Annotated in this window: 9 protein-coding genes; 7 read left to right on the top strand and 2 right to left on the bottom strand. The window is 70.8% G+C overall.

Going from position 1 to position 14,004, the window contains the following annotated elements; all coding sequences use genetic code 11:
* Positions 1-214: 214 nt before the first annotated feature.
* On the top strand, positions 215-619 hold the full coding sequence (locus tag D6718_11630; protein ID RMG43667.1) for an energy transducer TonB: 405 nt from the start codon (positions 215-217) through the stop codon (positions 617-619).
* A 3-nt stretch (positions 620-622) separates the two neighbouring features.
* Here D6718_11630 and D6718_11635 read toward each other — a convergent pair whose 3' ends face one another.
* Complete coding sequence (locus D6718_11635; GenBank protein RMG43674.1) at positions 623-1,909, bottom strand: aminotransferase class I/II-fold pyridoxal phosphate-dependent enzyme; 1,287 nt, start codon at positions 1,907-1,909, stop codon at positions 623-625.
* A gap of 753 nt (positions 1,910-2,662) precedes the next feature.
* Here D6718_11635 and D6718_11640 point away from each other — a divergent pair.
* From D6718_11640 to D6718_11665, 6 genes are all read left to right on the top strand, one after another.
* A complete protein-coding gene (locus D6718_11640; GenBank protein RMG43668.1) occupies positions 2,663-3,094 on the top strand; it encodes a hypothetical protein in 432 nt (143 codons plus the stop codon).
* A 207-nt stretch (positions 3,095-3,301) separates the two neighbouring features.
* Positions 3,302-6,385, top strand: coding sequence for an amidohydrolase (locus tag D6718_11645; protein RMG43669.1), 3,084 nt, complete (start codon positions 3,302-3,304; stop codon positions 6,383-6,385).
* On the top strand, positions 6,375-7,688 hold the full coding sequence (locus tag D6718_11650) for an amidohydrolase (protein RMG43670.1): 1,314 nt from the start codon (positions 6,375-6,377) through the stop codon (positions 7,686-7,688). The genes D6718_11645 and D6718_11650 overlap by 11 nt, the downstream gene beginning before the upstream one ends.
* Positions 7,688-8,923 (top strand): MFS transporter, encoded by a 1,236-nt coding sequence (locus tag D6718_11655; GenBank protein ID RMG43671.1) that lies wholly within the window; start codon positions 7,688-7,690, stop codon positions 8,921-8,923. The genes D6718_11650 and D6718_11655 overlap by 1 nt, the downstream gene beginning before the upstream one ends.
* Positions 8,920-9,405 (top strand): metallophosphoesterase, encoded by a 486-nt coding sequence (locus tag D6718_11660; protein ID RMG43672.1) that lies wholly within the window; start codon positions 8,920-8,922, stop codon positions 9,403-9,405. Before D6718_11655 ends, D6718_11660 begins: the two co-directional genes overlap by 4 nt.
* Positions 9,406-9,487: 82 nt before the next feature.
* Positions 9,488-11,428, top strand: a complete 1,941-nt coding sequence (locus D6718_11665; GenBank protein ID RMG43673.1) for an oligopeptide transporter, OPT family — start codon at positions 9,488-9,490, stop codon at positions 11,426-11,428.
* Positions 11,429-11,925: 497 nt separating this feature from the next.
* Here the strand turns inward: D6718_11665 and D6718_11670 are convergent, their stop codons facing one another.
* Positions 11,926-13,155, bottom strand: a complete 1,230-nt coding sequence (locus D6718_11670; GenBank protein ID RMG43675.1) for an FMN-binding protein — start codon at positions 13,153-13,155, stop codon at positions 11,926-11,928.
* Positions 13,156-14,004: the final 849 nt, after the last annotated feature.

Genomic DNA, 14,004 nt, shown 5'->3' on the forward strand with positions numbered 1-14,004 from the left:
CCGCTCCGCTGAGCCGCCGGCGCCCGAGCCGAGGCCCGAGAGCGAGCCGGCGCCCCCCGCGGACTCGGCCCCGGCCCGCGGGGCACCGGATGCCGGCCTCGCACTTCCGCCCGCCCCCTCCCCCCCGAACGGCGGTGGCGAACCGGAGCCCGGCTCTCCGAGTGCGGCGGCGCCCCAGGCGGCTCGCCAGGGTCGCCCAGAGCCCCCGGCCGGGATGGCAACGCCCCCGGACCCCGGCGGACCGAAAGAGCACGGAACGCCCGGCGGGGCGACGGAGACCCTTCCGGAAGCGGGTCCCGGCGCAACCAGCCCGAACCCACCGGCTCCGATCACGGTGGGGGCTGCGATCTCGCCCCCCGAACTCATTCCGGAGTCGCGAGTCGTGCCGGTCTATCCCCGGCTCGCCCGGCGGCAGGGAGTGACCGGGACCGTCGTCCTGAGCGCCCTCATCGGCGTGGACGGCCGCGTCCGGGACATCCAGGTGATCGAGGAGCCCCCGCGCGCGTTCGGCTTCGGCAAAGCCGCCGTGGAGGCGGTCAAGCGATGGCGGTACCGGCCGGCGCGGCGCGGCAACAAGCCGGTCGCGGAAAGGATCACGATCCGCGTCGTCTTCGAGTAGCTCTCAGCCCGCGAGCCACTCCGCGACGCGTTCGATGGCGGTGACCGTCCGGCCGCAGTGGCGCCGGAGAAAATCCTCCCCCGGTGTCGAGCCCTTGGGAAGCTTTCGGGCCTCCTCGATCGGAGGTCCGCCGTCGAAGTCCACGTACGCGATCCGCGCGGTCAGCTCCTCCGGTCCCCGCCCGAAGTCGGACCCCGGAAGGATCCCCACCCCCGTCTCCTCCAACAGATGCTCGCAGAGTTCGCGGTCGGTGCGGATTCCCTTCGCCTCCAGGCGGTCGCGGAGCGGAGAGCAGTCGAGGAAGAGGTAGAACGCTCCGTCCGGCCGCTCGCAGTGGACTCCGGCCGCCACCAGAACCTCCCTCGCCCACCGTCCGAGCCCGCGGAGCGTGCGGCGTGCGCCGAGCAGATAGTCGTCGAGCCACGGCCCGCCCCTGAACCCGACGACCGCCGCATACTGGATCGGCGCCGAGGTCGAGGTGAACGTCTCGCTCGCCACGGCCGCCATCGCATCCCGCAGCCAGCCGAGTCCGGGAGGAAAGACGAAGGCTCCCAACCGCCAGCCTCCGGCGCCGCACCACTTCGACAGGCCGTTGCTGACGATCGTCCCTTCCGGATAGAAGCGGGCGATCGACACGTGCTGCCCCTTGTGGTGCAGCTCCCCGTAGATCTCGTCCGAAAGCAACACCACGCGATGCTCCCGGGCGACTTTCGCGAGTTGCTTGAGCTCGTCGAGCTTGTAGGTGACACCGGTGGGGTTGTTGGGGTAATTCAGGACGACGATCCTCGGACGCCCCCGGTCCTCACGGCAGAGCCGATCCAGCTGCTCGGGGGTCAGATTCCACCGGTCCTCCCGGCGGCAAGGAATGAAGCAGTTGCGCCGGCCGATGATCTGGGCCTGCGGCGCGTACGAGACCCAGCAGGGAGTCGGCAGAACCAGATCGCCGTAGTACACGAGCTGGAGGAGGAACATCAGCTCCTTCGAGCCCGGTCCGACGAGCACCTGCTCCGCGCTCCTCACGACGCCCTGCCGCTGCGCGAGGTTCTCGGCGACAGCCTCCCGGAGTTCCGGAAGGCCTTTCACCGGGAGGTAGTCCTTGGCGCTCGCGTGGCGCCGCAAGGCCTCGACCACCGGCTCCGGGATGGGGAAGGGCGACTGGCCGAGGCCCAGCTTGAAGACCTCTCGCCCCGCCCTCCGCATCTCGTCGAGGCGCTCGTTGATCGCGACCGTAGCGGAGGGCGCCATGCCGCGGACGTTGAGGTTGAGGTTGACGTCAGGGGAACGCTGCATCCGTGCGGCCCTCAGAACCGCGCGCATAGGCCTCCTCCCGTTCGTGCCCGGCCTGGCCGAGGGGGCCGAATGTAACCCCTTGCCGTTCGATGTCACACCGGGCGTCTCCGGCGGGGTGCCGATGGCCCGTGAACGAACCCCTCCGTCCGGAGGCGAAAGGGACGGCGGAAAGCCCTCTCAGCTCGATCGGCTCGGGAGCGCGGCGAAGGCCGGCTGGCCCGTGCCGCCGCTCGCCGCGCCGCGGCCGTCCCGCCCCGCACGGCGGCCCATCCGAGGTGCGTTCCCAGCGGGGCGGAAGCCCACGCGGCCCGCCGGCGGGCCGAGGGGCGAGGCCGCCCGCCGATCCCTCCGGCGGATACCGCCAACCCCCTGTTCTTTGAGGGGTTGGGCGCCCACTCGCGCCGCCTCGGGCGCTTTTTCCGGCTGGCGCGCCTCCGCACCGCTCTCCCGAAAGACCGCCAGCGGAACCGGCCGACCGGCCGCCCGCTCGCCGGAACCCGGGTCCGGCGGAGTGCCGCCAGACCGTGGCGGTGCCGGATCCGCTTTCGTTCCGGGGCCACCGCCCCGTTCCGCTCGATTCGCCATCGGGATCCCACCGGAGGCCGCCGTGCCTCTCCGGCGCCCGGCGCCGGCGAACTGTATACTCGGGGCCGATTAGCCGCCGCGGCGCCGGCCCCATGGAGGGGCGACTCCGGGCCCGGGGGCGCATCCGACCCCGGGTCCCCGGAAGGCGGGACCGGGAGGAGAGACACGATGAGGAAGCTCGCTCTGACCGTCCTGGCCCTGGCGCTCGTTGCCGCCGGACCCGGCCTCGCTTGCGGGAAGGCCGACCAGGCGAAAGCAGCGGCGGCGACGGGAACGTCGTTCGAAAGCACCGCGGCGACCGACGTCTTCTACGGCGTCTCCGGGGTGACCCCGGTGGTCACCAAGCTCCCGAACGGAGTCCGCATCGCGGTCGCCTCGAACGATCCTGCGACGCTCGACAAGATCGTCAAGCGCATGGGCTCTTGCCCCGTCTCCTCCGGGTGCAGCCGGTGCCCGTTGAAGGCCCCCGGCGTCAAGCACACCGTCGAGCGCACCGACGGCGGAGTGGTGATCACCGCGACCGCCGACAGCGCCGACGCGGTCTCCCGGTTGCAGGCGTACGGCGAAGCGGTGTCCGCCCGCGCCAAGTCCGCGAGCTGACCGCTGGACGGGAATTCGCCGGAGGGCGGCGGGCATCGGCTCCGCCGCCCTTCGTTCGTTGAACGGCCCGCCGCCGGCCGTGACGTCCGAGGCGGCCCTCCCGGATCCTCCTTCCCGGCGATCACCGGCCGGGACGCCGGCCTGACCCGCGCCCGCCGGCCCCTCCCAGCGCCGGCGCGGCGGCGATCGGGGGTATGCTGGCACCCCATGCGCGCCTTCCGACTCGCAACCCTCGCCGTCCTGGTCGGACTGGCCAGCCCCGTCCCCGCATCGGTCACCGGAACCGCGCCTCCGCTGGGACTGCGTCCCCACGATCCCGAAAGGCACGCCTTCGTCCATGCGCGGATCGTGATCGCGCCGGGGACGGCGATCGACGACGGGCTGCTGCTCACCGAGGGGGAGCGCGTCGCCTATGCGGGGCCGATGCGGACGCCACCCGCAGGCGCCGCGGTCCACGACCTCGCCGGGAAGACGATCTACCCGGGCTTCATCGACCCTTACACCGAGTACGGGTTGCCCCCGAGCGCGCCCGCCCCCGCGCCGGAGAAACCATCCGCCCCGAGGTACGAGGCGGAGCGGCAAGGGCCTTCCGCCTGGAACGAGGCGATCCACGCGGAGATCCGCTGGGCCGATCGGTTCGTCCCGAACCCGGAACAGGCGAAGCCGTACTTGGAGCGGGGAGTCACGGCGGTCGGCGCCGTGCGGCTGGACGGAATCTTCCGGGGACGCGGCTTCGCAGCGACGCTCGCGGCGCGGCCACCGAACGAGACCCTCCTCGTCGCGGACGGGCCGCAATTCCTCTCGTTCGACAAGGGATCCTCCCGGCAAGCGTACCCGAGCTCGCTGATGGGCTCGATCGCGCTGATCCGGCAGACACTGCTCGACGCCCGCTGGTACCGGCAGGCCCATGATGCCTATGCGCTCGACCCGAACCAGCCGCGGCCGGAGTTCAACAGCGCGCTCGAGGCCCTCACCGAACCGGCGCCGTCCTACGTTTTCGAGACCACCGACGAGCTGATGCTGCTGCGCGCGGCGCGCCTCGCCGCCGAGTTCGGTCTTGCGGCCGTCTTCGTCGGCTCGGGCTACGAGTACCGCCAGGCGGACGCCATCGCCGCGCTCGGCCGGCCGTTGATCCTGCCGGTTTCGCTGCCGCCGGTGCCGCCGGTGGCAGCCGCCGAGGACGCCCGCGACGTCACGCTCGCGCAGCTCCGCCACTGGGAGCGCGCTCCGCGCAACGCCGCGGAGCTCGCACGCCGCGGCGTGCGGTTCGCCTTCACCGCGCACGGGCTGCGCAAGGAAGAGCGGTTCTGGGACAATCTCCGGAAAATCGTCCGGGCGGGACTGGCGGAGGAGGCGGCGCTCGCTGCGCTCACCACGGTCCCCGCCGAGATCCTCGGGATCGACGGCGTGGCCGGCACGCTCGAGCCGGGCCGCCGGGCCGACTTCGTCATCGCCGGGGGCGATCCGTTCCGGGACGAGGTGCCGTTCCACGAGGTCTGGATCGGCGGCCGGCGCGCGCGGCGCATCGTCCCGCTCGACCAGCGGGATTTCCGCGGCCGTTACCGGCTCGTCGCCGGGGGGCGCGATCTGACGCTCGAGATCGGCGGGCGGCCGACGAAGCCTTCCGGCACGCTGAGCTGGGAAGGGGCGGAGACCCCCGCCAAGCTCCGCGAACTGAGGCTCGAGCCGAAGCGGCTCTTCTTCGCCGCGGCCGTCGAACCGCTCGGCGGCGTGCTCCGCGTCGTGCTCGACGCGCGCCGCGAGCCGCCGGTGGCGAGCGTCACGCTGCCCGACGGCACGACGGAGTCGGCCGGGATCACGCCGCTCGAAGAGGAGCCGGATACCGCAGGGGAGCGGGAAGCCGAACCCTCGTCCGAAGAGACACCGCTCGTTTCGCGCCTGACCCAACCCCCGGTCGCCTTCGGCCTCGAGCGGCTCCCCGAGCCGGAGACGGTGCTGATCCGGCATGCGACGCTGTGGACCATGTCGGACCGGGGCACGCTCGAGGACGCCGACATCCTGCTCGACAAGGGCCGGATCGCGCGGATCGGCCGCGGACTCCGGCCGCCGCGCGGCGCGAGGGTGATCGACGGCCGCGGCCGGCACGTCACCCCCGGGATCGTCGACGCCCACTCGCACATCGCGGTCTCTCGAGGCGTCAACGAAGGCAGTCATTCCGTCACCGCCGAGGTGCGCATCGCGGATGTGCTCAACCCCTATGACATTTCGATCTATCGCGCTCTCGCCGGCGGCGTCACGACGGCTCTCGTGCTCCACGGATCGGCCAACGCGATCGGGGGGCAATCGCAGGTGATCAAGCTGCGATGGGGCCGTCCGGCGGAGGATCTGAAGTTCGCCGCGGCCGCGCCGACGATCAAGTTCGCGCTCGGAGAGAACGTCAAGCAGTCGAACTGGGGCGACCGGTTCCGGACGCGCTACCCGCAAACTCGGATGGGAGTCGAGGCGGTGATGCGCGACGCCCTCCTCGCCGCGCGCCGCTACCAGGAGCAGTGGAGGCGCTACCGGGCGCTGCCCGAGAAGAAGCGGCGCCGTACCGTGCCGCCCCGCCGCGACCTGCAGCTCGAAGCCCTCGCCGAGGTTCTCGACGGCAAACGGCTCGTCCATGCGCACTCCTACGTCCAGAGCGAGATCCTGATGCTCATGCGGCTCGCGGAGGAGTTCGGCTTTCGGATCGGGACTTTCACGCACGTGCTGGAGGGATACAAGGTCGCGCCGGAAATCGCCGCGCACGGAGCGGGCGGATCGACCTTCTCCGACTGGTGGGCGTACAAGTTCGAGGTCTACGAAGCGATCCCGCACAACGCCTGCTTGATGCACCGCCGCGGCGTCGTCACCTCGATCAACTCCGACTCGCCGGAGACGATGCGGCGGCTGCCGGTGGAGGCCGCGAAGACGGTCATGTACTGCGGGCTGTCACCGGAGGAAGCGCTCGCGATGGTGACGATCGCGCCCGCGAGGCAGCTCCGCGTCGACGATCGGATCGGCAGTCTCGAGGAGGGCAAGGACGCCGACGTGGTGGTGTGGAACGGGAATCCGCTGTCGGTCTACAGCCGCGTCGAGACGACCTTCGTCGACGGGATGGAGCTGTTCTCGCGCGAGCGCGACCTCGCCGAGCGCCGGAAGATCCGTGCGGAACGCGAAGCGTTGATCCAGAAGGCGCTGCGGGCGGGCGCGCCGGCGCGCCAGGGGAAGGGCCGGCGGGAAACCGGCCCGGAAGAGGAACCGGAGTGGCATTGCGATGACGTCGTGGACGTGTGGCATGCGCGGTAGCGGCGCGGCCTTGGCGGTTCTCGCGCTGGCGGCGGTGCCCGCGGCGGGGCACGACATCGCCCCCGCCCCGCCACAGGACCATCCGATCCTGCTGCGCGGCGGCGATCTGCACACGGTCTCCCACGGCGTTCTGGAGCACACCGACCTGCTTTTCGATCGCGGGCGGATCGTCGCGATCGGGCGGGGACTCGAAGCGCCGGAAGGGGCGGAGGTGATCGACATCGCCGGCCGGCAGGTCTACCCGGGATTGATCGCGCTCGACACGACGCTCGGATTGAGCGAGATCGGGGCCGTGCGCGCCACGAACGATACGTCGGAGGTCGGCGAGCTGACGCCCGAGGTGCGGGCGGCGATTGCCTACAATCCCGACTCGGAGTTGATCCCCACCGTGCGGGTGCACGGCATCGCCGTCGCGCAGGTGGCACCCCGAGGCGGCTTGATCTCGGGCCGCTCGTTCGTCGTGGAATTGGACGGCTGGACCCGCGAGGACGCGGGACTGCTCGATCCGGGCGGTTTGTTCGTCAACTGGCCGGGCCCGCGACTGCGGACCGGCCCGGGGGCACCGCCGCTCGAGGAACAGCGAAAGCGACAGCGCGAGACGTTGTCCCGCCTGCACGACGCGTTCGAGACCGCGCGGGCCTACGACGCCGCTCGCGATGCCGGAGAGGAGCAGCCGGTGGACGTGCGCTGGGAATCGATGCGCCCCTACGTCCGCGGGGAGCGGCCTGTCTTCGTCCGGGCGAACGACGTGCGCCAGATCGAGCAGGCGCTGGACCTGGCCGAGGAGTTCGGCCTCCAGATCGTCATCGTCGGCGGGCGCGAGGCCGACGCGGTCGCGGAGCGCCTTCGGGAGCGGAATGTACCGGTGGTCACCGGGAGCACCGCCGCCCTTCCCGCGCACCGCGACGATCCGTACGACCAGGCGTTCGAGCTCCCGGCGCGGCTCGCCCGGGCCGGGGTTCGCTTCGCCATCGCGCACCTTTCGGCCGCGCCGTGGGACCAGCGGAATCTCCCTCTCCAGGCCGGGCTGGCGGCCGCTTACGGGCTCCCGCGCGAGCAGGCGTTGCGCGCGATCACGCTCTCCCCGGCGGAGATCCTCGGCCTCGCCGATCGCCTCGGCTCCCTCGACCCCGGCAAGGATGCCACGCTGGTCGTGTCGGAAGGTGACCTGCTCGACCACCTCGGCCGCAGGGTGACGCTGCTGTTCATCGAGGGACGGAAGATCGATCTCGACAACCGGCACGAGCGCCTCCGCCGCAAGTACCGGGCCAAGCCGGCCCCCCGGGAAGCCCGCGAGCCCTGATGGCCGGCCGGGGAAGCTTGCCGCGGAAGATCCGGGAGCTGCTCGGCGCGCGCGTCCTCCCGCGCTCGGTGATCGCCCTCGGCGTGGCCTCCTTCGCCAACGACGTCGCCTCGGAGATGGTGACGCCACTCATCCCGTTGCTGCTGACCGTGGACCTCGGCGCCGGTCCGACCGCTGTCGGGCTCGTGGAAGGACTCGCGGAGACCGCCGCCTCCCTCCTCAAGCTGTGGTCCGGCCGCCTCGCCGACCGCGGAGTGGCCGCCCGCCCCCTGGTCGCGGGGGGCTACGGCTTGTCGAACGCGGTCAGACCGCTCATCGGCCTGTGCTGGGCCTGGCCGCAGGTGGCGGCCGCGCGCCTCGCCGACCGCGTGGGCAAGGGGCTGAGGACCTCGCCGCGGGATGCGCTGATCGCGCGGGCGGTACCGGAGGGCGTTCGCGGGCGCGCCTTCGGCTTCCACCGGGCCATGGACCATGCCGGGGCGATGCTGGGACCGATCGCCGGCTTCGCGCTCCTGCAGGCGGGATGGGGTGTCCGGCGGGTCGTGCTGGCTTCCGCGCTCCCCGGGCTGCTCGTGGTCGCCGCGGTGCTCCGGGGGGTCCCGGCCGGCTCGCGCCTGGCTCCCGCCGGGTCGACGCCGGCCCCTCTGCGGTGGCGGCTCCTCGACCGGCGGCTGAAGGGCCTTCTCGTCGCGGCGGGAGGTCTGGCGCTGTCCAGCGTCCCCGACGCGTTCGTCGTCCTCTGGGCTCACGAGGGAGGGGTGCGCGTGGCATGGGTGCCGCTCCTCTGGGCCGCCGCCCACCTCGTTCGCGCGGCCGTCGCCTACCCCGCGGGGCGGGCGTCCGACCGGTTCGGGCGCACCCCCCTCCTGATCGGTGGCTGGTCCGCCCGCGTCGCCGTGCTCGCGGCCATGCCCGCCATGCCGCCGGGTCCCGCCGTCTGGATCGGCTTTTTGATCTTTGCCGGAACGACCGCCCTCACCGAAGGCGCCGAACGCGCCCTGGTCGGCGACCGGGCGCCCGGCCGTTTGAGGGCGACCGCCTTCGGGCTGTACCACCTGCTTCACGGGATGCTCGCGCTGCCCGGCGCGGTGCTTTTCGGGCTTCTGTGGCGCGCCGCCGGAATGGCGCTGGCGTTCCGCGCCGCCGCCCTCGTCACGGCCTTGTCGGCCTCGGCGATGCTCGTCGCCGCCTCCGGCGGGGAGCGCGGTTCGGCCGATGGAGGGATCCCGCAATGAAGGTCGCCGTCATGTCCGACATCCACGACAATCTGTCCGCGCTCGATCGGGCGCTGGCCCGGCTCGACGCCGATGTCCTCCTTTGCTGCGGCGATCTCTGCTCGCCGTTCGTGATCGACCGGATCGGCCGCGGCTTCCGGGGGCCGATCCATGTCGTCTTCGGGAACAACGACGGAGATACGTTCCGTATCTCCGAGTGCGCCCGCCGCTTCGACCACGTGAACCTGCACGGGGAGTTCGCGGAGCTGGAGCTCGGGGGACGCCGGTGCGCCCTTCACCATTTCGATGCCGTCGCCCGCGCCCTCGCCGCCGCGGGACGTTACGACGTCGTCTGCTTCGGCCACACCCACCGGGCCGAGATCACATCCACCGGTAGCACCCTCCTGGTGAATCCCGGAGAGCTCTTCGGCGGGCTCACGGGACGGTCGACGTTCGCCCTGTACGACACCCGATCGAGCGAGGCCGACCTGATGGAGGTCTGAGAAGGCGGCAAGGGTTTACAGGCAAGGCGATTTGCGGCAGATTAGCCGCTTACCGCTGTCCGAGGAACGCTGTGGAGGATCGATGAGTCTGCCCGTCGAGCCGTACGTTCCCGCGTCGAAGAGCATCCCGGAAGCCACGATCCAGGCCGTGGGCTTGGGCCTGGTGCTCAGCTTCCTCATGTGCGCCGCCAACATCTACGTCGGCCTCTATGCCGGCATGACCGTGAGCGCGGCGATTCCGGCTTCGGTGATCTCGATGGGAGTGCTGCGCGGGCTTCTGCGACGGGGGACGGTGCTCGAGAACAACATCGTGCACACGATCGCCAGCTCCGGGGAGAGCCTGGCGGCCGGGATCATCTTCACGGTGCCCGCCCTCGTGCTCCTCCGCGTGTGGGCGGACTTCAACTACTGGGAAACGACGCTGATCGCGATGGCCGGCGGGGTGATGGGCGTCACGATGATGATCCCGCTCCGCCGCGCGATGATCATCGAACAGCCCGAGCTGAGGTTCCCCGAGGGAGTGGCCTGCGCCGAAGTCCTCAAGGCCGGCGACCGAGGCGGCGAGGACATGCTCGGCATTTTCACCGCGCTGGGCATCGGAGGGCTGTTCAAGGTCTTGGTGTCGGTCTTCGGGTTTTTCAGCGGATCGGTGGAGAAAGCGGTCCGGATCGGCCGGACAGCCATCTACGGCGGCATCGACATCTCACCGATGCTCATGGCGGTCGGCTTCATTGTCGGCTTCGAGGTCTCCCTGCTGGTGTTCCTGGGCGGCGCCATCAGTTTCCTGGGCGCGATTCCGGTGCTCGCCTGGGGGGCCGACATCAACGGGGACACGACCGCCTGGGTGATGGCCGAGATCTGGGACAAGAAGATCCGCTACTTCGGAATCGGTGCGATGGTCGTGGCCGGCATCTATTCCCTCATCAAGGTCTCCGGAAGCATCGCGGCCGGCCTTCGCAGCGCGATTCACGGGATATCGGGACGCGACGACCAGTCGCTCCTGCCGCGGACCGAACAGAACATCACCGGTCGCTGGCTGGCCTTGCTCATCGCCGGCTGCGTGGTGCTCACGGCGGGCGTCTACTACGCGATGACCGGGCACGTGATCACCACAGTGGTCACGACGGCAGCCATGTTGGTTCTGGCCTTCTTCTTCGTGGCCGTCGCCAGCTACATCGCCGGTCTCGTCGGCTCGTCGAACAGTCCCGTTTCCGGGATGACGATTTGCACCGTGCTCGTCACCGCCGGCCTGCTCCTCGTGCTCGGCTACACCGGGGCCGAGGGGATGCTCGCCACACTCGGAGTCGCGGGAATCGTCTGCTGCGCCGCGTGCACGTCGGGTGACATCTGCCAGGATCTCAAGATCGGACATATCCTCGGCGCCACCCCGCGGCGGCAGCAGTGGGCCGAGGTCGCCGGAACGATCGCTCCCGCCTTCATCATCGCCCCGGTCATGTCGCTGCTGCTCCACGCCTATGGGATCGGCGAACCGGTCCGGGAGGGGGTCGCACCGCTCAAAGCTCCGCAGGCGATGATGTTCAAGGAGTTGGTGGGCACCCTGTTCTCCGACCGTCCCCTGCCCTGGTCCCTCGTCGGCGCCGGCGCCGCCGTGGGGATCGCCGCGATCGTCATCGACACCTTCCTGCTCGCGCCCGCGGGGACCAAGTTCCGGCTCCATGCCATGCCGCTAGCCGTCGGGATGTACCTCCCATGGACGGTCACCACGCCCATCTTGCTGGGAGGCATCGTCTATCTCCTCGTCGAGAAGGGAGCCGAGCGGCAGGGACTTCCCGCCGAGAGCCGCCGCAAGATGATTCACAGCGGACTGCTCTTCTCTTCGGGCCTGGTCGCGGGCGAAGCGATCATGGGGATCGTGATCGCGGTGCTGATGGTCTTCCAGCTCCCGCTGCCGCTCTTCCCGGACTGGGCCCCCCGTGGCGTCCTTCAGATCGTCTCGCTCGGCGCGCTCGTGTTCATGACATGGCTTCTGTGGAGGAAGGCCACGCGGATACGCCAGGCCTGAGGGCACCTGCGCCTTCTCGTTCGCAGAAGCTGGCGCGGATCTCGACCGGCGAGAAACCACGAGACCGCGCCTGCGAGAACCGTTCTTGCGGGAGGGACGCCTCGCGTGGAGCCCGAGTGCGACGAGAAACCCGGCGCTGCTCAGCCCATGCACCCAGGCCAGCGTCAAACGGAGCGGCGGGATCGTTACCACTTCGAGCGCGTAGCCGCTGGCGATCATCGTCAACCCGATGATCAGGTTCGCGAGGCCGGTGCGCCGCCTCGCCCGACCCGGTCCGAAGAGCCGTGGAACGACATGCACGCCCAAGACCCAGCCGAACAAGAGCACCAGCGCCGGCGCGAGAACAACGTGTGCCGCCAGCGCCCAGGGTTGGAGTGGGTGGTTGTAAGCGGAAAAGGGGTCGTCGTTCTCGAGTAGCTCGCGCATCCCGACGAAGGCGGCGCCGGTGAGTGCGGTCGCGAGCGTGATCGCGATCAGCGCTGCGCGCAGTTTGGGGCTCATCGCCCCTCTCCTCCCAACAACAGGCGCTCGATCAGGACACGCACCCGGTTCGACGCCTCGGTGACCGCCCGCGAGGACAGGGTTGCCCCCGAAATCGCCCGGATGTTGCGCCGGAGATCGAGTCGTTCTTCCCGACCCCGGCCCTCGAACTGATCGAGGAAGGCGCGTCGCGGGCGATAATCAGCCGGCTCGTCGAAGGTGAGGACGTCGATGCGGAGAAGCGTCACGTCACGATCGAACGCAATGAGCAGCGTCTCCGGCAGCGTCCGCACAACGTGGGTGTCGAGGCAGGCGTAGCCGAGCGGTGGCGTCGTCTTCTCCGCCCCTGCGTGCGCGACGAAGCAGGTGGCGATACGGGAGGGCGGTTCGCCGCCTCCACGCTCGGCGATCGCGGCCGCGGTCGAATCGTCGATCAGCAGCGTCCTTTCCTCGATCCGCACCGGTTTCGGGAAGAGCCTCCGGAGCGCTTCCCGCACCTCGGCCGGCACGGCGGCTGCCGCCGGTGGTGCCGCGAAGAGTAGAGCCGTCGCGAACAGCAGCAGGCCGGCGTCGATCAAAACACGAACCCGATGCCGAGGTTCCACTGGTCGACCCCTCCATCCGGCCCGTCGAAATCCTGCCGGTCCAGTTTCAGAGCGATCTCCTCGATCGGCTTCCACGCGAGGCCCCACGTGGTCACCCGGCGCTCCATGCCGGCCGGCACCGCCGCGCCGGCCGGGCTCCGGTCGAAAGTGTCGAACCGCTCGTGCCGCACGAACGGCAACAGCTGGTGACGGCTCGACGACAGGACGTCGCAGGACGCCTCGAGGTACCAGCCGATCATCCGCGAGCCGATCGGCTCCCCGGCGAGCGCGGCGAGCCGATCCGCGTCGCCCAACGAGGCGGCGGCCCACAGCGCCCGCACGCGCAGCCCGCGGAAGCGCCACTCGGCGTGCAGGTCGTACAGCGCGAGGCGCCCCGCGATCGGAGTGCCATTCGTGTCCAGGCGCCCCTGGCCGGTCTTGCCGGCGAACAGGGCAGCGCCGATCGTCAGGCCCGGCGCCGCCGCCACGTCGAGCCGCCCGGAAAGCGAGAGGTCCGCCGCCCGCGCCTCCGCGCCGGAGCCCCGGCCACCGCGCAGGCCCGAAAGCGTGCCGAAACCGGCCCCGTCGAGGCCGCTCGTGACGTACGCCCGATACTGCAGCCGCTCGCCGCCACCTGAGAGGCCGGCCCCGAGTTCTCGCCAGGTGGCGGGGATGATGTAGCGCTCGACAGAAGGGCGGTTCACGCTCGGAAAGGTGGGCGGTTCGTGCATCTCGTTGATGAAACCGAGCGGGACGAGCAGCAGCCCGGCGCGCAGTTCGAGCTCGTCGCTCACCCGGTACCCGAGGTACGCCTGCTCGATCGCCACCTCTCCCGGTTCGCCGTCACCGGCAAGAGCGTGCTCGAACTCGATCTCGCTGGTGAGGTGCCAGCGTTCCCCGAACCGATGGCCGATGTAGAGCACGAGCCGCGTGAAATCGACCCTGTCCTCTTTCCCGGATGTGACCCCCGCACCGGTCCTGCTGTCGAAGTTTTCGTAGCGCGCCTCCCCGTAGCCGCCGAGCGAGAATGACCGCGGCTGGGAGGGACTCGTTCCGGCAGCGCGGAGGCGCGCGATCTCCTCGGCGAGCAGCGCGATCCGACGCTCGAGCTCCGCAACGTCCCGATGCCCGGCCGGCGATTCGTCCCGTAGCTCGGCGAGCTGCGCCTCGATTCGCGCCACTGCCTCCTCGAGGCGCGCCAGTCGCTCGCTTCCGTCCTCGGCTCGAGCGGTCACGGCCTGCGCAGCGAGCGCCATCGACACGAGCGCAAGCGACTGCCGCCGGATACCCTTCCACGTTGTACCGCTCATCTTCGAGTCGCTCCTTCTTCTTCCGGCTCAGTGCTGCTGCGGAAGCAGTTCGACGGTGGTTCGAAATCGGCCCAGGCGGGTTCCGCGGCGTGAACGAGCGCCCCGCCGGCGCGGCAGCGGAGCCGGTCCCCAGCAAGCGGTTCGAGGAGCAACCAGCCCACAGCGCTCCGCTCGACGACCTCCGCTTCCGCGAGGCCACCCG

The organism is Acidobacteriota bacterium, from assembly GCA_003696075.1.
Lineage (GTDB): Bacteria > Acidobacteriota > Polarisedimenticolia > J045 > J045 > J045.